At 66.2% G+C, this 20,911-nt stretch carries 17 protein-coding genes; 11 read left to right on the top strand and 6 right to left on the bottom strand.

The features are described from left to right. Nucleotides 1-5 precede the first annotated feature (5 nt). The 4 genes from RM463_RS02360 to leuS form a co-directional block, all read right to left on the bottom strand. A complete protein-coding gene (locus RM463_RS02360) occupies nt 6-398 on the bottom strand; it encodes a PA2779 family protein (protein ID WP_132042519.1) in 393 nt (130 codons plus the stop codon). A 351-nt stretch (nt 399-749) separates the two neighbouring features. Then, nucleotides 750-1,808 (bottom strand): DNA polymerase III subunit delta, encoded by a 1,059-nt coding sequence (holA, locus tag RM463_RS02355; protein WP_311428830.1) that lies wholly within the window; start codon nt 1,806-1,808, stop codon nt 750-752. A 157-nt stretch (nt 1,809-1,965) separates the two neighbouring features. Continuing rightward, nucleotides 1,966-2,445, bottom strand: a complete 480-nt coding sequence (gene lptE, locus RM463_RS02350) for an LPS assembly lipoprotein LptE (RefSeq protein ID WP_311428829.1) — start codon at nt 2,443-2,445, stop codon at nt 1,966-1,968. Nucleotides 2,446-2,448: 3 nt separating this feature from the next. Further along, a complete protein-coding gene (gene leuS / locus RM463_RS02345; RefSeq protein WP_311428828.1) occupies nt 2,449-5,043 on the bottom strand; it encodes a leucine--tRNA ligase in 2,595 nt (864 codons plus the stop codon). A 215-nt stretch (nt 5,044-5,258) separates the two neighbouring features. Here leuS and RM463_RS02340 point away from each other — a divergent pair, with 215 nt between their 5' ends. Continuing rightward, the gene (locus tag RM463_RS02340; RefSeq protein WP_195688238.1) at nt 5,259-5,774 is read left to right on the top strand and encodes a zinc ribbon-containing protein; all 516 of its coding nucleotides are present in this window, start codon (nt 5,259-5,261) and stop codon (nt 5,772-5,774) included. A 55-nt stretch (nt 5,775-5,829) separates the two neighbouring features. Here RM463_RS02340 and RM463_RS02335 read toward each other — a convergent pair whose 3' ends face one another. Next, entirely contained in the window at nt 5,830-7,170 is a 1,341-nt protein-coding gene (locus tag RM463_RS02335; protein ID WP_311428827.1) for a hypothetical protein, read from the bottom strand. A 31-nt stretch (nt 7,171-7,201) separates the two neighbouring features. Beyond that, nucleotides 7,202-8,086: a LysR family transcriptional regulator gene (locus RM463_RS02330; protein WP_311428826.1), complete on the bottom strand. Its 885-nt coding sequence runs from the start codon at nt 8,084-8,086 to the stop codon at nt 7,202-7,204. Nucleotides 8,087-8,406: 320 nt separating this feature from the next. On the opposite strand from RM463_RS02330, the gene leuC reads away from it, so the two are divergent. From leuC to accD, 10 genes are all read left to right on the top strand, one after another. Next, a complete protein-coding gene (leuC, locus tag RM463_RS02325) occupies nt 8,407-9,870 on the top strand; it encodes a 3-isopropylmalate dehydratase large subunit (RefSeq protein ID WP_311428825.1) in 1,464 nt (487 codons plus the stop codon). Between the two features lie 3 nt (nt 9,871-9,873). Further along, on the top strand, nt 9,874-10,527 hold the full coding sequence (gene leuD / locus RM463_RS02320) for a 3-isopropylmalate dehydratase small subunit (RefSeq protein ID WP_311428824.1): 654 nt from the start codon (nt 9,874-9,876) through the stop codon (nt 10,525-10,527). A gap of 243 nt (nt 10,528-10,770) precedes the next feature. Continuing rightward, nucleotides 10,771-11,850, top strand: coding sequence for a 3-isopropylmalate dehydrogenase (gene leuB, locus RM463_RS02315; protein ID WP_311428823.1), 1,080 nt, complete (start codon nt 10,771-10,773; stop codon nt 11,848-11,850). Between the two features lie 126 nt (nt 11,851-11,976). After that, the gene (gene asd, locus RM463_RS02310; RefSeq protein WP_311428822.1) at nt 11,977-13,089 is read left to right on the top strand and encodes an aspartate-semialdehyde dehydrogenase; all 1,113 of its coding nucleotides are present in this window, start codon (nt 11,977-11,979) and stop codon (nt 13,087-13,089) included. 220 nt (nt 13,090-13,309) lie between these two features. Further along, nucleotides 13,310-16,075 carry a FimV/HubP family polar landmark protein gene (locus RM463_RS02305; protein ID WP_311428821.1) on the top strand — a complete coding sequence of 922 codons (2,766 nt, stop codon included), beginning with the start codon at nt 13,310-13,312 and terminating at the stop codon, nt 16,073-16,075. 7 nt (nt 16,076-16,082) lie between these two features. After that, nucleotides 16,083-17,003 carry a tRNA pseudouridine(38-40) synthase TruA gene (gene truA, locus RM463_RS02300; RefSeq protein WP_311428820.1) on the top strand — a complete coding sequence of 307 codons (921 nt, stop codon included), beginning with the start codon at nt 16,083-16,085 and terminating at the stop codon, nt 17,001-17,003. Next, nucleotides 17,000-17,629, top strand: coding sequence for a phosphoribosylanthranilate isomerase (locus tag RM463_RS02295; RefSeq protein WP_311428819.1), 630 nt, complete (start codon nt 17,000-17,002; stop codon nt 17,627-17,629). The genes truA and RM463_RS02295 overlap by 4 nt, the downstream gene beginning before the upstream one ends. Nucleotides 17,630-17,752: 123 nt before the next feature. Next, complete coding sequence (trpB, locus tag RM463_RS02290; protein ID WP_311428818.1) at nt 17,753-18,967, top strand: tryptophan synthase subunit beta; 1,215 nt, start codon at nt 17,753-17,755, stop codon at nt 18,965-18,967. Nucleotides 18,968-18,982: 15 nt separating this feature from the next. Next, a complete protein-coding gene (gene trpA, locus RM463_RS02285; RefSeq protein WP_311428817.1) occupies nt 18,983-19,795 on the top strand; it encodes a tryptophan synthase subunit alpha in 813 nt (270 codons plus the stop codon). A gap of 78 nt (nt 19,796-19,873) precedes the next feature. Then, nucleotides 19,874-20,911 carry an acetyl-CoA carboxylase, carboxyltransferase subunit beta gene (gene accD, locus RM463_RS02280; RefSeq protein WP_311428816.1) on the top strand — a complete coding sequence of 346 codons (1,038 nt, stop codon included), beginning with the start codon at nt 19,874-19,876 and terminating at the stop codon, nt 20,909-20,911.

The following is a 20,911-nucleotide window of genomic DNA, read 5'->3' as shown; positions in this document are numbered from 1 at the left end:
ACCTATCAACGCGTGAAGGGGTAGACGTTGGTCAGGCCGAGGATATCGGTGACCAGCAGGATCACGAAGACGGCGAACAGGGCACCGACCACGCTGGCGCCGGCAGGCATCTGATCGAGGCGCTCGGCCATCTGGGCGGCCTCTGCATCGGAGAGCGCGGCGACACGGGCCTCGACCTCGGCGGGGTCCACGCCCTGGGCGACCAGCTGCTCGCGCACGTCATCACGGGCCAGCACGGCATGGATCCGTTCGCGATCCGACTGGCTACGCTCGGCGGCGAGAGCCTCCTGGGTGGTGATCATGCCACCGGCGGGAGCGGGTGCGGCCACGACCGGCAGGCTGCCCAGCATCAGGGCGAGGATCAGCAGCGGGCTGAGGTAGCGGTAAAGCTTCTTCATCATGTCGGTGTTCCTTTTCTTCGTATGGGGCTCTGTGTGGATTTCCGGCTCCTGGGGTGGTCCACGCGTCGCGTCCTGGCGACTGGGTGGCGTCACGATGATACTCGCCCAGTATAGAATGAAATGGTGTGAAATTTCATACCCTTGCTGCTTAAGGTAAGGGTTATCGTAGGTAGCTCGGTAGCTCGGTAGCTCGGTAGCTCGGGGCTGATCTGGCGACAAGCCTGCGAGGAGGCGCTGTAAATACCTCCCTGTACGCTACCTCGGCCGTCCCTGGTCCTCGGACCTCCTCTTCGACTTGTCCCCAGCGCCCCTTGGTTTCAGTAACTGCAATAGACCTGTGTTTAAGAGTCAATTGATACGGTAGGAGGAGGGCAGCTCGGCGAGCAGGCCGCGGCCGCCTGCCAGGGTAAGCGCCAGGTCATGAAGGCCATCCTGGAGGGGCAGGGTGGCGGCACCCTTGATGGAGAGGTCCAGCCGCTGGGCAAACAGCAACAGCTTGTGCAGGCGCTTGACCGGCAGGCGGGAGAGGGCCTGCTGATAGGCGGGGCGGCGCTTCTCGAAGATGGCCGGTTTCTGCGCCTTGCAGGCGTGGTCGAAGCTCTGGCCCTGGTCGAGGTGCTGATGAAGTGAGAGCAGGGTGCGCAACTCCCGGGTCAGGGCCCACAGCACGATGGGGGCCTCCACCCCTTCGCCGGCGAGGCCGGCCATGATGCGGGCGACCCGCGAGCGTTCGCCCTTGAGGCAGGCATCCACCAGGGTGAAGACATCGAAGCGCGCGCTGTCCTCCACACCGCCGGCGACCTCGCGGGGGGAGACCCGGGCGCCGGCGGGCAACAGCAGGGCGAGCTTCTGCAGCTCCTGGTCGGCGGCGAGCAGATTGCCCTCGGTGCGTTCGCCCAGCAGGCGAGCGGCGTCGAGATCGAGATTGAGGCCATGGCGAGAGGCGCGATCGCGCAGCCAGAAGCCCAGCCGCGAGACATCCACCGGCCATACGGGTACGAACAGTCCCGCCTTGTCGAGCGCCTGGAACCAGGCACTCTTCTGCTGACGGAAGTCGAGCTTGCCCATGGCCAGCAGCAGCACGTTGTCGCTGGCCTTCATCTCCTCGGCATAGGCTCTCAGCGCCTTGGTGCCCTCCTGACCGAGGTTGCTGCCGGAGAGGCGAAGTTCGATCAGCTTGGCACTGGCAAACAGCGACATGCTGGCCGAGGCTTCGTGGAGGCGTCCCCAGGCGAAGTTGCCCTCGACATGCAGGATCTCACGCTCCTCGATGCCCCGTGAACGCGCGGCGGCGCGCACGGCGTCGCAGGCTTCCATATGCTGCAGGGGCTCTTCGCCGGCGACGATCACCACCGGCGGCAGCTTCTTCGCCAGGGCGTCGGCCAGCTTGTCGGGGAAGACTTTCAAAGAGTGTATCCTTTACCAACGGGGCTGATCCGGGGACAGGCCTGCGAGGAGGCGCTTTAAATACCTCCCTGTACGCTACCTCGGCCGTCCTTGGTCCTCGGACCTCTTCTCCGACCTGTCCCCGGCGCCCCTTTTTCGGTATCTCAAGCTTTGAAATTTATAGTGAACGCAGTCGCTCGATCAGTTGGAGGACGGCCTCCTCGAGCAGTTCCTCGCGCACGGTGTCGCGACGCTCCTCGCGGCCCAGCAGGTCACCGTCATCCACGCTGTAGCGGCGGCTGACCTCGAGGCGCTGTTGGTCGAGCAGATAGGCCCCGTCGGCGCGCTGCACCGAGAAGGGGGCGACGAGCCGCATCTCCTCGTCCCGCGGCCCCGACTCCAGCACGCTGACGCGGCGCTGGCGAATATCGGGCCTGCCCAGGTTGAGAATCCGGTCGGCGCCGTCGTGTACCCGGGTACCGGCGGCGACCAGGCGCTGCTCGACCCGCCTGGCCAGGTCGCTGTCGGACCCCGCCAGGGCGAGCTCGCTCATCGGTGCCGATGGACTGTTCAGGCCGCGCAGCTGAAAGCCGCAGCCGGCGAGAGCCAGGCCGGCACCGCCGACCAGACCCAGGGTTAGGAAAGTGCGTCGCTGCATGGCTTAGCCCACCACGATATTGACCAGCTTGCCCGGCACCACGATCACCTTGCGGACCGTCTTGCCCTCGGTGTGGCGCTGGACGTTGTCGGAGTCGAAGGCCGCGGCCTCGGCGGTGGCCTTGTCGGCATCGGCGGGCACCTCGATGCGCGCCCGCAGCTTGCCGTTGACCTGCACGACCAGCTCAATGGTGTCGCGAGCCAGGGCGCTCTCGTCAAGCGCCGGCCAGCGGGCATCGATCACCGGCTCGGCATGGCCCAGCGCCGACCACAGCGCATGGCAGGCGTGGGGGGTGATGGGCGCGAGCAGCAGCACGCAGGCCTCCACGGCCTCGCGCGCCACGGCCAGACCTTGGGGCGAAGGCGAGTCGCCCTGCTTCTGGAACTGGCCGATGGCGTTGGTCAGCTCCATCACCGCGGCGATGGCGGTGTTGAAGGTGGTGCGTCGGCCGATATCGTCACCCGCCTTCTTGATGGTCTCGTGGGTCTTGCGACGCAGCTCGCGCTGGGCGTCATCCAGATTGGCGACGTCCAGCGTGCCGGGCTGGCCTGCCTCGAGGTGCTCGCCGACCAGGCGCCAGAGGCGCTTGAGGAAGCGATGGGCCCCCTCGACGCCGGCATCGGACCACTCCAGGGACTGCTCCGGCGGGGCGGCGAACATCATGAACAGACGCACGGTGTCGGCGCCGAAGCGGTCGATCATCGACTGAGGGTCGACGCCATTGTTCTTCGACTTGGACATCTTCTCGATGCCGCCCATCTCCACCGGCAGGCCGTCCTCGAGCAGCACCGCGCTGACCGGGCGACCCTTGTCGTCGCGCTTGACCTCGACGTCGGCGGGGTTGAACCACTGCTTGCTGCCGTTCGCTTGTGGACGGTAGTAGGTCTCGGCGATCACCATGCCTTGGGTCAGCAGGCGCTGGAAGGGCTCGTCGACGTTGACCATGCCCAGGTCGCGCATCAGCTTGGTGAAGAAGCGCGCGTAGAGCAGGTGCAGGATGGCGTGCTCGATGCCGCCGATATAGAGGTCCACCGGCAGCCAGTAGTCGGCGCGCTCGTCGAGCATCGCCTCCTGGTTGTCGGCGCAGCAGAAGCGCGCGAAGTACCAGGAGGACTCCATGAAGGTGTCGAAGGTGTCGGTCTCGCGTACCCAGCCGTCGCCCAGGTCGGAGAACTCCGGCATGCGCTTGAGCGGCGAGCCGGTGGCGTCCACGGTGACTTCCATGGGCAGGGCCACCGGCAGCTCCTCATCGGAGAGCGGCTCGGTCTGACCCTCGGGACCATACTTGACCGGGATGGGCGCGCCCCAGTAACGCTGGCGCGCCACGCCCCAGTCGCGCAGGCGGTAGTGGGTCTTGACCTCGCCGCGGCCGAGCTCGGCAAGCTTGGCGGCGATGGCGTCGAAGGCCGCCTCGAAGTCGAGACCGTCGAATTCGCCGGAGTTGATCAGGATGCCGTGCTCGTCATGGGCGCCTTCGGAGAGATCCGGCACCTGGCCGTTCTCGTCGGCGATCACCGGCTCGATGGCGATCTCATACTTGGTGGCGAACTCCCAGTCGCGCTGGTCATGGGCGGGTACCGCCATCACCGCGCCGGTACCGAACTCCATCAGCACGAAGTTGGCCACATAGACCGGCACCTCACGGCCGCTAAGAGGGTGCACCGCCAGATGGCCGGTGGGCATGCCCTTCTTCTCGCGGGTGGCAAGCTCCGCCTCGCTGGTGCCGCCCTGGGCACACTCCTCGCGGAACGCGGCCAGTTCGGGATTGTTCTCGGCGGCCTGGCGGGCCAGCGGGTGGTCGGCAGCCACCGCCACATAGGTCACCCCCAGCAGGGTGTCGGGGCGGGTGGTATAGACCGACAGCGGCTCGACGACTTCGCCCTCGGCGGTCTTGATATCAAACGCAAGCTCGACGCCGCGGGACTTGCCGATCCAGTTGCGCTGCATGGTCTTGACCTGCTCGGGCCACTCGATGCGGTCGAGGTCGGCCAGCAGCTCGTCGGCGTAGTCGGTGATGCGCAGGAACCACAGCGGGATCTCCTTGCGCTCGACCAGCGCGCCGGAGCGCCAGCCGCGGCCGTCGATCACCTGCTCGTTGGCGAGCACGGTCTGGTCCACGGGGTCCCAGTTGACCGTGGACATCTTCTTGTAGACCAGTCCCTTCTCCACCAGCTTAGCGAAGAACCACTGCTCCCAGCGATAGTAGTCCAGATCGCAGGTGGCGAACTCGCGGCTCCAGTCATAGGCGAAGCCCAGGGCCTTGAGCTGCTGGCGCATATAGTCGATGTTGGCGTAGGTCCATTCGGCCGGGGGGACCTGGTTCTGGATCGCGGCGTTCTCGGCCGGCATGCCGAAGGCGTCCCAGCCCATGGGCTGCAGCACGTTCTTGCCCTGCATGCGCTGGTAGCGCGAGACCACGTCGCCGATGGTGTAGTTGCGCACGTGCCCCATATGCAGCTTGCCGCTGGGGTAGGGGAACATCGACAGGCAGTAGAACTTCTCGCGGGTGGCATCCTCCACCGCCTTGAAGCACTGGTTCTTTTCCCAGAACTGCTGGGCGTCGCGTTCGATCTCTTGGGGCTTGTACTGTGCGTCCATCGCTGTCAACGGGTACCTTGGCTATCGGTTCGGCGCGCCGGGGGCGCACGCTCGAATGGCTTGTCCGGCGTCATGTTGCCTGTGCATGCTGGTGACAAGGCGTTGAACTGACGGCGGGAAGTCGTCTAAATGGTAGGGAGAGGATACCCCAGCACGGCCTTGCCCGGCTACGTTGGGGCTCGGCGTTTCCCTATTCGCATATCGAGGAGAGCACCATGAGTGATTCACACAAGGAGCACGAGGAACGCCACCTGCGCCAAGGCTATGAGCGCATGCTGGACCGTCTGCGCGAGGGGGCCCGGGAGCTGAACTGGGAGAACCTGCAGAAGGAGCTGGATGACGCCGTGGAGTTCGAGTCCGAGCTCGAGGAGTTCACCAAGGACGAGCTGTCGCTGCTTCGCGCCTGGGTGGAGCGCGATCTCAAGGATATGCGGCGCTACCTGAATGCCGGCGGCGAGGGCGTGGCGGCCTGGCTCGGCATCGATCTCTCGGCGCTGTCGCGCCAGGTGAGCGAGTCGCTGCTCTCGATCGCCGATCGCAGCGTGGTGGAGCGCGAACGCTTCGAGGAGGAGCTCGAGGCGGCGCGTGCCGACTACTGCGAAGGGGAGATGGCGGTACCCGGCCGGCTGGCCTGCGTGCACTGTGATGCCGAGGTGGATCTGCCCGAGCTGACCCGCATCGACCCTTGCCACCAGTGTGGCCATCGCTTCTTCCGGCGGGTGTCTCAGTAGGAACAAGGGGCGAGGAGCGAGGTGCGAGGGATTGGCCCCTCGACCCTCGCCCCTGTTACAGCCAGGCGTCCAACACCACCACTCCCGCGACGACCAGCGTGGAGAGCACGGCGGCATAGCCCAGGTTCTGGCGCATCATGCGCGTGCCGCTGATGCCGTAGCGGCCCTGCAGCGAGAGGTTGATGCCCGAGAGGGGCCCGACACTGGTGCCCACCGCCCAGGCGGCGAGGGCGATAAAGGCGAACAGCGTCTGGCGGTCGCCGCTCAGCTCGAGCATCGAGGCGAGTACCGAGACGCCGATGATGGGGTGTAGCCCGGCCACGGCGCTGGCGACGATGGCCAGGAAGCTGGCGATGGCCTGGGGGGCGGCGAAGTGCGCGAAGAGCTGCCAGTCGCTGCCGGTGGCGGCACTGATAAAGGCCGAGAGCCCCTGGGTGAGCAGCCCCGCACACAGGAAGAGCGAGATCTCGCCGCGCATCGCCGGCAGCCGCTCCAGCGCGTGGTTGCGCACCCGCGCCAGGGTCCAGCGCGGGCCGCGGGGCAGGTTGCTGGCCAGTGCCACTCCGGGGAGCAGGAAGGTGATGATGCTGACGATGGAGAGCCAGGGTGTGAGGCCGAAGTGGAACAGCATCACCAGGGCCGCCATGGTCACGGGCATCAGCAGGCTGCGCGGCGACAGCGAGTAGCCGGCCACCCTGTCCAGATCGAAGCGCCGGGAGAGATCGAGCAGCGACAGGGTGCCGGCGGCCAGTCCCAGGGGCACGCCAAACGCCAGGATGGTGGCATACTCCATCTGCGGTGCCAGGGTCATCACCACCCCCATGGAGGCGAAGAAGGGCGACCACAGCGCGGCGGCGGAGATGCCACGATTGAGGGCCAGCAGCTGGGGCATGCTCAGCTCGCCATGCCGGCGCAGGCGGTCGCCGACCATGAAGATCGTGGAGAGGTTGAGGATGGCGCCGAGCAGATGCACCCCGAGCCAGGTGCCGGCGGTGCCGCGTCGCCCGGTCACCGCGCTGCCGGGGGGCGGCGCATGCCCCTGGCGGGTGCCGATCAGGCCGATAAAGCTCACCCCGACCAGCATGGCCACCACGTAGGCGTTGCCATCCAGCATATGCGCCCAGACGATATCGGCGTCGTAGCGCTGCGCGGCGGCGAGCAGCAGCGCCACCCCCAGTCCGGCCAGGACGCTGGCCTGGCGCCGATTGCTGCGCTTCAGGTCTCGCCAGAGGAGTGCCACCGCCAGCCAGAAGGCGACGCTGACCGCCGGCAGCATCACGGGCAGTCCCGCCAGGCGCAGGATCTGCAATACCAGGCCGGTGAGGATCAGGCCGCCGGCGAGCCGATGACGAGGCGGTGTCGAGGATGGGGGCGAAGAGGAGGGGGGCTGAGACAAGGGCAGGGCTCCTGGCGGTTCGGCTAGCAGTCTAACGAATCCTGCGCTCCCGTGCCGCCTCCAGCGCCGCGAGCATTGCCTGCGCAGCATTGGATAGGGTGCGGTTGCGATGTACCAGATAGCCCAGCGGACGATGGATCGGCGAATGATCGACCACCAACTCGTGCAACTCACCGGCCACCAGCCGCTCCGGCAGCAGGCTCCAGCCCAGGCCGATGGCGGTCATCATCTTCAGTGTCTCTAGATAGTTGGTGGAAAGCGTGGGTGGCAGGCGCAGGCCGGCGGCTTCGAAGCGCGCCTCGATCAGGCCGCGGGTGAAGGTCAGCGGCCCGGGCAGCACGCAGTCGAAGTCGCACAGCTCCTCTAGGGCCAGGTGCCGGCGCCGGGCCAGCGGATGGTCATGGGCACAGACAAAGCAGAGACGGTCGGTCCACAGCGGCACGGCCTCGAGCTGGGCGTCCGGGTGAGGCGCCAGGGTGACCACGGCGATCTCAAGCGAGCCATCCAGCACGCCCTGATAGGCCTCTTCGGAGTCGAGGAAGTGCAGGTCGAGGCGCACGTCGGGATGGGCGCGGGTGTAGGACTTGAGCAGCGGCGGCAGGCGATGCAGGCCGATATGGTGGCTGGTGGCCAGGGTCAGGCTACCGCCCACGGCGCCGGCCAGGTTGCCAAGGGCACGGCGACTGTCGTTGACCATCACCAAGATCTCCCGGGCGCGGGGCAGCAGCACGCGTCCCGCCTCGGTCAGGGTGACGCGGCGACCGATGCGGTCGAACAGCCGGGCGTCGACCTGATTCTCGAGCACGGCGATGCGCTTGCTGACCGCCGGCTGGGTCAGATGCAGCTGCTCCGCCGCGCGAGAGAAACTGCCGCTATCGGCCACGGCGAGGAAGGCCTGCAGGCTCTGGGTATCCACGGCGCCTCCATTTCGGATTCCATGTAGGAATGCAATACATAAATAACATGAATTGATTTTATGGGCGAGGGGCGGGAGACTAGCCCTAAAGCGCCAAGACTGGAGCGCCGTGGGGTCAGGCCCCCTTGACCGGCTGGAGCGGCGCCGGGGCAGGCCGAAGCGGGGGTCCTATGCCATGGATGGCATCGGTAGCGTACAGGGAAGTATTCACAGCGCCCCCGCAGAGGCCTGTCGCCGGAGAAGCCGCTCCTGGAAAGTGTATCAAGGCGCTTCCAAGACCGACTGAAAAAGCACAGGGCTTCAGGCCCGGGAGAAACGATATGGCAGGCCAGACACTCTACGACAAGCTGTGGTCGCAGCATCTCGTCAAGGAGCGCGATGACGGCACCGCATTGATCTACATCGACCGTCAGCTCCTCCATGAGGTGACCTCGCCCCAGGCCTTCGAGGGGCTGCGCCTGGCGGGCCGCAAGCCGTGGCGCATCGATGCGAACCTGGCCACGCCCGACCACAACGTGCCGACCACCCTCAAGGAGCGCGCCGAAGGCAATGCCGGGATCAAGGATCCGGTATCGCTGATCCAGGTTCAGACCCTCGATGACAACTGCAGCGAGTTCGGCATCGAGGAGTTCAAGATCAACGACCCGCGCCAGGGCATCGTCCATGTGGTGGGGCCGGAGCAGGGCGCGACGCTGCCGGGCATGACCGTGGTCTGCGGTGATTCCCATACCGCCACCCACGGCGCCTTCGCCGCGCTGGCGCATGGCATCGGCACCTCGGAGGTGGAGCATGTGCTCGCCACCCAGTGCCTGCTGGCCCAGAAGATGAAGAACATGCAGGTGCGCGTCGAGGGCACGCTGGGTGCCGGCGTCACCGCCAAGGATGTGGTGCTGGGGATCATCGGCAAGATCGGTACCGCCGGCGGCACCGGCTACGCCATCGAGTTCGCCGGCAGTGCCATCGAGAGCCTCTCCATGGAAGGGCGCATGACCGTGTGCAACATGGCCATCGAGGCGGGTGCCCGGGTCGGCTTGATCGCCGTCGACGACAAGACCATCGACTACCTGCGCGACCGCCACTACGCCCCCCGAGGCGAGCAGTGGGAGGCCGCGGTGGCCGACTGGCGCGGGCTCGTTTCCGACGCGAATGCCGAGTTCGACAAGGTGGTGACCCTGGATGCCGCCGAGATCGAGCCTCAGGTGAGCTGGGGTACCAGCCCCGAGATGGTCACCGGCGTCTCCGGCGAGGTGCCTGACCCGGCCGCCCAGAGCGACGACAGCGTGCGTAATGGCTATACGCGTGCACTGGAGTACATGGGGCTCGAGCCGCGCCAGAAGATCACCGATATCCGCCTCGACAAGGTGTTTATCGGCTCCTGCACCAACTCGCGCATCGAGGATCTGCGTGAGGCGGCCAAGGTGGCCCGCGGCAAGAAGGTGGCCGACTCCATCACGCTGGCCATGGTGGTGCCGGGCTCCGGCCTGGTGAAGCGTCAGGCCGAGGCCGAGGGCCTCGACCAGATATTTATCGAGGCGGGCTTCGAGTGGCGCGAGCCGGGCTGCTCCATGTGCCTGGCCATGAACGCCGACAAGCTCGGCGCGGGCGAGCACTGTGCCTCCACCTCCAACCGCAACTTCGAGGGTCGTCAGGGCTACGGGGGGCGCACCCACCTGGTCAGCCCGGCGATGGCCGCCGCCGCCGCCATCGCGGGCCACTTCGTGGATGTGCGCGGCTTTGGCAACGATGGCGCCGCCAACGACGACGCCCAGGCGCAGGAGGCCTGAATCATGAACAAGTTTGAACGCACCACCGGCATCGTCGCGCCCCTCGATCGGGCCAACGTCGACACCGACCTGATCATTCCCAAGCAGTTTCTGAAGTCGATCAAGCGCACCGGTTTCGGCGTCAATCTGTTCGACGAGCTGCGCTACCTCGACGAGGGCTATCCCGGCCAGGACTGCTCCCAGCGCCCGCTGAATCCCGACTTCGTGCTCAACCAGCCGCGCTATCAGGGGGCCAGCGTGCTGCTGGCGCGCCGCAACTTCGGCTGTGGCAGCTCTCGCGAACACGCCCCCTGGGCGCTGGAGGACTTCGGCTTTCGGGTGGTGATCGCACCGAGCTTCGCCGATATCTTCTACAACAACGCCTTCAAGAACGGCCTGCTGCTGGTGACCCTGCCCGAGGAGACGGTGGAGCGCCTGTTCCAGGAGGTAGAGTCCAATGAAGGCTATGCCCTGGACGTGGATCTTGAGAACCAGCGCATCACCACGCCTTCGGGCGAGGCCATCGAGTTCGAGGTGGATGCCTTCCGCAAGCACTGCCTGCTCGAGGGGCTCGACGATATCGGCATCACCCTGAAGGATGAGGATGCCATTCGCGCCTTCGAGGCAAGGCATCGTGAAGCGCGTCCGTGGCTGTTCCGCGATAGCACGCAGGCCTGATACTTCTCGCACCTGTCGGCGGGAAGCGGGGCAGATCCGCGACGGCGCCCATGCCCTGGTGGCTCAGGCCTAATGACATAGACTGGCCGCCTTGCGGGGGAGGGGCGCCGGGGACAAGCCGAAGCGGAGGTCCTACGCCATGGATGGCGTCGGTAGCGTACAGGGAGGTATTCACAGCGCCTCCTCGCAGGCTTGTCGCCGGAAAAGCCCCGTTCCGGAGGTGGTTCATACAAGGAAGCAAAGATGACGCAGAAAATTCTGGTACTGTCGGGCGATGGCATCGGCCCCGAGATCACCGCCCAGACCAGCCGTATTCTGGCCGCCTGTCAGGCCCGCGGCCTCGATGTCGAGGTCGAGGAGGGGCTGCTGGGCGGCGCCGCCTATGATGCCCACGGCGAGCCGCTGCCCGCCGAGACCCTCGAGAAGGCCAGGGCCGCTCGCGGCATCCTGCTCGGTGCGGTCGGCGGTCCCAAATGGGACAAGATCGAGGATCTCGCCAAGCGCCCCGAGAAGGGGCTGCTCGGCGTGCGCAAGCAGCTGGGTCTGTTCGGCAACCTGCGCCCGGCGATCACCTATCCGCAGCTGGCTGAGGCCTCGAGCCTCAAGCGTGAGCTGGTCGCCGGTCTCGATATCATGATCGTGCGCGAGCTGACCGGTGGCATCTACTTCGGTCAGCCGCGGGGCATCGAGGAGCGTGACGGGCAGCGGGTCGGCTTCAACACCTACGTCTACAGCGAGGGCGAGATCGAGCGTATCGGCCGGGTCGCCTTCGAGATGGCGCAGAAGCGCAACAAGAAGCTCTGCTCCGTGGACAAGGCCAATGTGCTCGAGGTGACCATCCTGTGGCGTGAGGTAATGGAGCGGCTGGCGCCGGAGTATCCGGATGTCGAGCTCTCCCATATGTACGTCGACAATGCCGCCATGCAGCTGGTACGTGCCCCCAAGCAGTTCGATGTGGTGGTCACCGGCAACATGTTTGGCGATATCCTCTCCGACGCCGCCGCCATGCTGACCGGCTCCATCGGCATGCTGCCCTCGGCCTCGCTCAACGAGACCGGCCAGGGCATGTACGAGCCCTGCCACGGCAGCGCCCCGGACATCGCCGGCCAGAACGTGGCCAACCCCCTGGCGACCATCCTCTCGGTGGCCATGATGCTGCGCTACTCCCTGGACGCGCCGGCCCTGGCCGCTCGCATCGAAGAGGCCGTGGGCAAGGTGCTCGACGATGGCCTGAGAACCCCCGATATCGCCTCCGAGGGCACCCGTACCGTCTCCACCAGCGAGATGGGGGATGCGGTGCTGGCCGCCTTCGAGGCGCTCTGAGACGCCTCTAGCTGATGGCGTTGCGAAAGGCGCCGGAGCCTCGAGCTTATGATGACCGGGCCCGCCTGCGAGGTGGGCCCGCTTTCTGTATAATACGTAGCACATTCGATTTCTGGAGGACTTCACATGTTGAAAGTCGGTTTCGTTGGTTGGCGCGGCATGGTGGGCTCGGTACTCATGCAGCGCATGGTCGAGGATGGTGACTTCCAGGGCATCGAGCCGGTCTTCTTCACCACCTCCCAGGTCGGCCAGGCCGGTCCCGACGTAGGTGTGGAAGTGCCGCCGCTCAAGGATGCCTTCGACCTCGACGCGCTCAAGGCGCTGGATGTGGTCGTCACCTGTCAGGGCGGCGATTACACCAAGAAGGTCTATGCCGATCTTCGTCAGGGTGGCTGGAAGGGCTACTGGATCGATGCCGCCAGCACCCTGCGCATGGAGGACGAGGCCACCGTCGTGCTCGACCCGGTCAACCGTGGCGTCATCGACGCACAGCTGGCCAAGGGCGCCAAGACCTTCGTCGGCGGCAACTGCACCGTCAGCCTGATGCTGATGGGCCTCGGCGGGCTGTTCGAGGCCGACCTGATCGAGTGGATGACCTCCATGACCTATCAGGCGGCGTCCGGCTCCGGTGCCAAGCATATGCGTGAACTGCTCAACCAGATGGGCAGTCTGCGTGACAGCGTGTCCGGCGAGCTGGCCGACCCGGCCAGTGCCATCCTCGATATCGATCGCAAGGTCACCGCGGCCATGCGCTCCGGCGACTTCCCCACCGATAACTTCGGCGCGCCGCTGGCCGGCAGCCTGCTGCCGTGGATCGACAGCAAGCTCGACAACGGCCAGAGCCGCGAGGAGTGGAAGGGCTCCGTGGAGACCAACAAGATCCTCGGTCTCCAGGACAACCCCATTCCCATCGATGGGCTCTGCGTGCGTATCGGCGCGATGCGCTCCCACAGCCAGGCCTTCACCATCAAGCTGAAGAAGGATGTGCCCCTCGACGAGATCGAGGACCGTCTCGCCAGGCATAATGAGTGGGTCAAGGTGGTGCCCAACGAGAAGGAGGCGACCATTCGTGACCTGACACCGGCCGCCGCCACCGGCACCCTGAGCGTGCCGGTGGGGCGCCTGCGCAAGCTGGCCATGGGCGGTGAGTATCTTTCCGCCTTCAGCGTCGGGGACCAGCTGCTGTGGGGGGCCGCCGAGCCGCTCAAGCGGATGCTGATGATCCTCAAGCAGCAGTAACGCCTCGCGGTACCGCACTTGTGCGATGCGGGGAGTCTCGAGAGAGACTCCCCGCTTTTCTTGGTTCTTTGCCGGCGGCTTGTCAAGGCCCAAAGGTTGATGCGGCGGGACGCATAGGTATCAGGTTTGTGGTACACAGACAGTAATGGTATCTGGCATAACGGCTCTGCCTCGACTGATACGACGCATTCGATTCTGCCGTCGTTGGTAAGGGAAGCACATGAAACGCAAGCTGACACTCGCCATGCTGCTATCGCTCTCCGCCACCAGCCCCATGGCGCTGGCTCTTGGGCTGGGAGAGGTAGTCGTGCGTTCGACTCTCAATACGCCGTTGCGAGCCTCGGTGCCTCTGGTGGATGCCGCCGGCATCCAGCCAGGATTGCTCAATGTCTCCGTGGCCGGCGAGCGGGCCTATGATGCGGCAGGCCTGGCTCGTACCTCACTTGCCGCCAGTGTGGGGCTCAGCGTCGAGCGTCGTCAGGGACGGCTGTATGTCGACTTCACCACCGAGCGCCCGGTGCGTGAACCCTGGCTGGACCTGCTGCTGGAGCTGGAGTGGCCGTCGGGTCAGATGGTGCGTGAGGTGACGATGCTGCTCGACCCCCCCAACTACGCCGAGATGCCGGCACTGGTGACCGGCAGCTCGAGAAGCGTGGCGGCTTCCACGCCGACCCCGGGAGATCGCCGGCCGGAGTCCTCGACTCCATCTTCGGGGGTAGCCCGGTCGGCCGCTTCCACAAGCAGGGAACCTGCCTGGGTACGCAGCGGCGATACCCTCTGGGGGGTGGCGGGTCGTCTGAGGCCGGACAGCGGCATCAGCATGAAGCAGATGATGGTGGCGCTGGTGGCGGCGAACCCCGAGGCCTTCCCTTCAGGCAATATCAATGCCATGCGCGCGGGTGTCACCCTGTCGGTGCCCGGTCGCGCCGCGATCGTTTCACGCTCACCGGCGGAGGCGGAGCGTGTTGTCAGTGCCATGAATCAGGCCTGGGCCAATCGCGGCAGGGGAGCCCCGGCGCGGGTGCCTCTGGACGCCACCCGAGGCGTCGCCGAGCGTGCCGTCGCCGCCACCCAGGAGGCACCCCGTCAGACCGAGGTCTCCTCTGTGGAGGGGGGTGAGTCAGCGGCGAACGCTGATGTGTCTGCCACCGATGCGCCTGCCACTGACGTCGCCCAGGCTGAACCCACAGCAGCCGAAGAGAGCGCTTCGGTCGACGAGAGCGCCGAGCCTCGCCTGACCCTGCTCACCGACGCCCAGGTGGCGGCGGAGCAGGGCGCCAGCGAGACGGACGACACGGCGGTATCGACCGAGAACGGTGGCGACGGTGCGGCCGAAAACCCGGCACCGGCCCTGGCCGAGGCTGACGCCTCGTCGCCGTTCGATATCGACCCCGAGCTCTCCGAGGCGCTCCATGCCGAGGGGGGGCTTACCGAGGATCAACGCCTGGTGCGCCTGGAAGAGCGTTGGCGGCAGAGCCAGGCTCAGCTGGAAGCGGTACAGGCGGAGCGTAATGCGCTGGAAGATGAGCTCGGCGACATGCGTGACGAGCTGGCGACGTTGCGCGATCAGCTGGCCGCGTTGACGGCCGATGGAACGGGCGTTCAGGGGCCGGGCGCCGTAGGAGGCCTGGATGCTGCCTCCGTCAATGAACAGGAGATGCCCTGGTGGGGTGGTTTCTACCCGGGCGAGTGGGATCGCAACCTGGTGCTGGGTGGGGCCGGCCTGGCCGCTCTTCTGGCGCTGTGGCTAGTGCTGCGACGCCGGCGCGCCGGTGGAGAGGGGCGCTCTTCGGAAGCCGGCGTGATTCGTGTTGCCACCCCGGGTGCCGCCTCTCCAACCCAGGCGACCTCGCCGACGATAGCCGCGGCCAATGAAAGCACGATGAGCGCCAATCTTCTCCAGGCCGAGGCCGTCAACGAGGCCGATATCTATATTGCCTATGGTCGTTATGATCAGGCCCGTGAGCTGCTGGAGGACAATCTCGAGCGTGAGCCCGAGCGCGATGACCTGCGCTTCAAGCTGCTGGGGGTCTATCTGGAGCTCGGCAGTTATCAGGCGGCCGAGCGCCAGGCAGAAAAGCTGATGGTGGTCGGCACCCCCGCGATGGCCGAGGAGGCCGAGCGCCTGATGGCGCAATATGGCCTTGCCGCGGCATCGAGGGGCGAGGTGCCGGCTGGCGAGGATCGAGGGGAGCCCGCCGACTTCGGTGAGGCGGCGGCGTTGCCGCCGAGGCTCTTCGACCAGCCGCCCGGCGATGGGGCGGCGGAGACCGAGACACCGCCCCTGGCGACCGATAATGAATCGCCCCCACCGGTCAGCGAGTCCCTGCCCGATGAACGCCCGGAAAGCACTGGCAGTCCTAGGCCCGCAGGGGCAGGGATGGCGTCCCCGGTCGGGGAGGAGGCGCCTTCAGAGCCCGCGGCTGAGCCTGAGAAAGGCCCTGGCCCGGAATCCGAGCGTCAGTCAGGGGCCGAGCGAGCGCCCGGAGCCGGGAGAGGGCAGGAGACAGAGCCAGAGTCCGTATCGAAGCCTGTTGCCGCCGAGCCCGAGGAGTCATCGTCGTCGCTCGGTGTGACCAGCCGTCGCCTCGATAACGACCACGAGATGCTCGACTACCGTCCGCCGGCCCTCGACTCGCCAGCCCCCTCTCGCGAGGAGACCCCCATGCAGCCCAGCGTCGAGTTCACTACCGAGGGGCTTGGTGTAGCCGAAAAGGACGCGGGCTTCGAGAGGGGTGAGAACCTGGGCCGTGGTGATGTCGGGACGCCGGCCGATCGGGCATTTGCCGATAATTGGGAGGTGGAAGAGGTTTCCTTCCCGCCGCTTCAGACGGATAATAGTCAATTTTCCATCAGCGCCGCCCAGCGCCTGCTCGATACCGGTGAAGCGGGTCGGGCCCGTGAGCTGCTCGACGAGCTGAGTCGCAATGGCGACCCGGCGACCCGTGCAGATGCCCTGGCGCTGCTTAGACGACTGGATGCCTGATCACCGCATGACCCTCTTCCAACGCCTCGACGAACGTACCCCCATGACCGGACGCCTGGCCATGGGGGTCGAATATGACGGTAGCGCCTACTGTGGCTGGCAACGCCTCAAGCACGCTGCCTCGGTGCAGGCCTCGCTCGAGGATGCGCTGGGCAGGGTCGCAAGCCACCGGGTCAAGGTGCATGCCAGCGGGCGCACCGACTCGGGCGTCCATGCCACCCGTCAGATTATACACTTCGATGCGCCGGTGCCGCGCTCCCAGAAGGCTTGGGTGTTCGGCACCAATGCCAACCTGCCGCGAGACATCGCCGTGCGTTGGGTCACCGAAGTGCCCGATGAGTTTCATTCACGCTTCAAGGCCCTGGCGCGCCGCTATCGCTACGTGCTGCTCAATCAGCCGAGCCGCCCGGTGCTGGAGCGTGCCAACGTGACCTGGTGCCGCGACCCGCTGGATGCCGATGCCATGCATCGTGCCGCCCAGGCTCTGGTGGGCGAGCATGACTTCTCGAGCTTTCGTGCCGCCGGCTGTCAGTCCAAGACTCCCTGGCGGCATCTGCACTTTATCGAGGTACACCGCCACGGACCCCTGGTGGTGGTCGATGTCCAGGGCAACGCCTTCCTGCACCATATGATCCGCAATATCGTCGGTGCCCTGGTGACGGTGGGGCGTGGCGAACGAGGTGATGACTACCTGGCCGAGCTGATGGCGCTGAAGGATCGCAGCCTTGCCGATGTGACGGCGCCGGCCTGCGGCCTGCACTTCGTGGACTCGCTCTATGACGAGCAGTGGGGGCTGCCCAGGGAGCCGCTGGGGCCGAACCTGCTGGCCTTTCTTGGGGAGTGGAGCGGCGAACGTGCGCTTCCGGACTGCCCCATGGTGGCGTTTCGTCGCGGCCGCCCCCTGGCGCTCGAACAGGAGGCGACATGATGCATCGGACCCGGGTGAAGTTCTGCGGCATGACTCGCATCGAGGATGTGGAAGCCGCGGTGGCGGCGGGTGCCGATGCCCTCGGCTTCGTGCTCTGGCCAGGCAGCAGGCGTGCCATCGATGAGAGTCGTCTGGGCGAGCTCGCCGCTCGGGTGCCGGCCTTCGTCACCCGAGTGGGGCTGTTCGTCGATGCCGAGCCCGAGTGGGTCGCGCGCTGTGCCCCCCATCTCGACCTGCTGCAGTTCCATGGCAATGAAACGCCCGAGCGGTGTGCCGCCGCGCCGCTGCCCTGGATCAAGGCGCTGCGCATGCGCGAGGACCTCGATCTGGTCGCTGCCGCCGAGGCCTACGCCGGGGCGCGGGCGCTGCTGCTCGATGCCTATCGACCGGGTGTGCCGGGGGGAACCGGGGAGACCTTCGACTGGTCGCGGATCCCCTCAAGCCTGGCAAAACCTGTTATTCTCGCCGGAGGCTTGAGTGCCGCCAATGCCGCCGAGGCGATCGCGGCGGTCGCCCCCTTCGCGCTGGATGTTTCCGGCGGTATCGAGGCCGCTCCGGGCGTCAAGGAGGTGTCGCGCATGGCGGCCTTCATGGGCGCGGTCCTCGATGGCGACGGCCGATGCTGAGTGCCGCGAGCTCGATTTGCCGACAATCGATTTTCTGTAACCTCAAGCTTCTGTAATCCCAAGTTCCTATAACCCTAAGCCCCTATAAACCTAAGCCCAATGGCGACCTGTGAGGTGTCTTTCGTGAGCAAGTTCAGTGACCTGACCCGACTGCCGGATGCCCGTGGCCACTTTGGCCCCTATGGCGGCCGGTTCGTCTCGGAGACCCTGAGCTTCGCCCTGGATGAGCTGGAGAAGACCTACCTGAGTCTTCGTGATGATCCGGCGTTCCTGGCGGAATTCGACTACGACCTGGCCCACTATGTAGGCCGGCCCTCTCCGCTCTATCATGCCGAGCGGTGGTCGAAGCAGCTCGGTGGGGCACAGATCTGGCTCAAGCGTGAAGACCTCAACCACACCGGCGCCCACAAGGTGAACAACACCATCGGTCAGGCGCTGCTCGCCAAGAAGAGCGGCAAGCCGCGGGTCATCGCCGAGACCGGTGCCGGTCAGCACGGCGTGGCCACCGCGACCGTGGCGGCTCGTCTGGGGCTCGAGTGTGATGTCTACATGGGGGCCGAGGACGTGCAGCGTCAGAAGCTCAATGTCTATCGCATGCGCCTGCTGGGGGCCAATGTCATTCCGGTGGAGTCCGGCACGCGCACCCTCAAGGACGCCATGAACGAGGCGCTGCGGGACTGGGTCACCAACGTCGACAATACCTTCTATATCATCGGCACCGTGGCCGGCCCGCACCCCTATCCGATGCTGGTCCGCGACTTCAATGCCGTGGTCGGTCGCGAGGCGCGCCGCCAATCCTTCGAGGAGTTCGGCGCCCTGCCCGATGCCCTGATCGCCTGCGTGGGCGGTGGCTCCAATGCCATGGGGCTGTTCTATCCCTTCGTGGAGGATGATGGCGTCGTCATGTATGGCGTGGAGGCCGGTGGCGATGGTGTCGAGACGGGGCGCCACGCGGCACCGCTCTCTTCCGGGGCGCCACGCGGGGTGCTTCACGGCAATCGTACCTATCTGATGTCGGATGAGGGCGGGCAGGTCTCCGATACCCACTCCATCTCGGCGGGCCTCGACTATCCCGGGGTCGGTCCCGAGCATGCGCTGTGGAAGGATCTCGGGCGCGTCAACTACGTGGCCGCCAACGACAACGAGGTGCTCGAGGCGTTTCGCGAGCTGACCCGCATTGAGGGCATCATGTCGGCTCTGGAGTCGGCTCATGCCCTGGCCTATGCCAAGAAGCTCGCCCCCACCCTGCGCCCCGACCAGAATATCGTCGTCAACCTCTCGGGGCGCGGCGACAAGGACATCATGACGGTGGCAAACCTCGACGGGATCGAATTCTAGATGACGGGCCAGACCATGAATCGTATCGACCAACGCTTCGCCGAACTCAAGTCCCAGGGGCGCCGTGCGCTGATTCCCTTTATCACCGCCGGCGACCCCGGTCCCGAGCACACCCTGGGCTTCATGCATGCCCTGGTGGAGGCGGGGGCCGATATCATCGAGCTGGGGGTGCCGTTCTCCGACCCCATGGCCGACGGGCCGGTGATCCAGAAGGCCTGTGAGCGCGCGCTCAAGCGTGGCGTGCGTCTCTCTCACCTCTTCGAGATCGTGCAGGAGTTTCGCCAGAGCGACACCACGACCCCGGTCGTGTTGATGGGCTACCTGAATCCCATGGAGCGTATCGGTCTGGAAGCCTTCGCCGACCAGGCCGCCGCGGCTGGCATCGATGGCGTGCTGACGGTGGACATGCCGCCGGAGGAGGCCGAGGAGCTGGGGCCGCTGTTGAAATCTCGCGGCCTCGCCTCGATTTTCCTGGTCGCACCTACCACTTCCGAGGAGCGGGCCGCTACAATATGCGCCCATGGGGAGGGATATCTCTACTACGTCTCCCTCAAGGGCGTTACCGGGTCTGCCATCCTCAATGCCACGGATGTGGCCGACCATCTGGCGCCGCTGCGCCGCATGACCGATCTGCCGCTGTGCGTGGGCTTCGGTATCCGTGACGGCGCCTCCGCGGCCGAGGTGGGCAAGGTGGCCGACGGGGTCATCGTCGGTTCGGCACTGGTCAGCCGCATCGCCGCGAATGCCGACACCCCCAAGGCGATTCCCGCCGAGCTCAAGGCGGTACTCGGCGAGATGCGTCAGGCCCTGGACGCCCTGAGCGCCTAATTAAGTAGTGGCAACACGAATCGATTCACGCGCCCGGGGCCTTCCCGGGCGCCGACACGAACACGGACCCTTTCTGACATGAGCTGGCTAGACAAGATCGTGCCCTCCATTGGGCGTATCCAGCGCCAAGACCGCCGTGCAAGCGTGCCCGACGGGCTGTGGCGCAAGTGTCCCAAGTGCGAGTCGGTGCTTTACCTTCCCGAACTCGAGAAACAGCACAACGTCTGCCCCAAGTGTGATCATCACCTGCGGTTGACCGCCCGCAAGCGCCTCGACTGGTTCCTCGACAAGGAGGGACGAGAGGAGATCGCCGCGGAGGTCGAGCCCGTCGACCGCCTCAAGTTTCGTGACTCCAAGAAGTATCGGGACCGCCTGGCGGCGGCCCAGAAGGAGACCGGCGAGAAGGATGCCCTGATCGCCATGCGCGGTACCCTGGATGGCTTGCCGGTGGTAACCGTGGCCTTCGAGTTCTCCTTTATGGGGGGCTCCATGGGGGCGGTGGTCGGCGAGAAGTTTGTACGCGCCGCGACCCTGGCTCGAGAGGAGGAGATCCCGCTGATCTGTTTCTCCGCCTCCGGCGGCGCGCGCATGCAGGAGGCGCTGTTCTCGCTGATGCAGATGGCCAAGACATCGGCCGCGCTGGAGAAGCTCAAGGAAGCCGGGGTGCCCTATATCTCGGTGCTGACCGATCCGGTCTTCGGCGGGGTCTCGGCATCCCTGGCCATGCTCGGCGACCTCAACGTGGCCGAACCCAACGCCCTTATCGGCTTCGCCGGTCCGCGGGTCATCGAACAGACGGTACGCGAGAAGCTGCCGGAAGGCTTCCAGCGCAGCGAGTTCCTGCTCGAGCACGGCACCGTGGACATGATCGTTCACCGTCGTGATATCCGTCATCGCCTGGGCCGGGTGCTGCGCAAGCTGACCCATCAGCCCGCCATCGGAGAGCCCGAGCTGGCGGTCGGTCCGACTCCCGACCTGCTGGAAGAGGCCGGGCAGGGCGAGTCTCTCGCTGACGCCGAATCGGCGGTCGTCGACGCTCAGGCCGAGGTGCCGGAAACCGGTGCCGATGACGCTTCGTCAACGAGTGATGATGCACCCGCCGACGAGCGGCGCTGA

The sequence above is a fragment of the Halomonas sp. LES1 genome (genome assembly GCF_031846005.1).
GTDB lineage: Bacteria > Pseudomonadota > Gammaproteobacteria > Pseudomonadales > Halomonadaceae > Halomonas.
The sequence above is the reverse complement of the archived record's forward strand: the minus strand, read 5'-3'. Positions and strand labels throughout refer to the sequence as shown.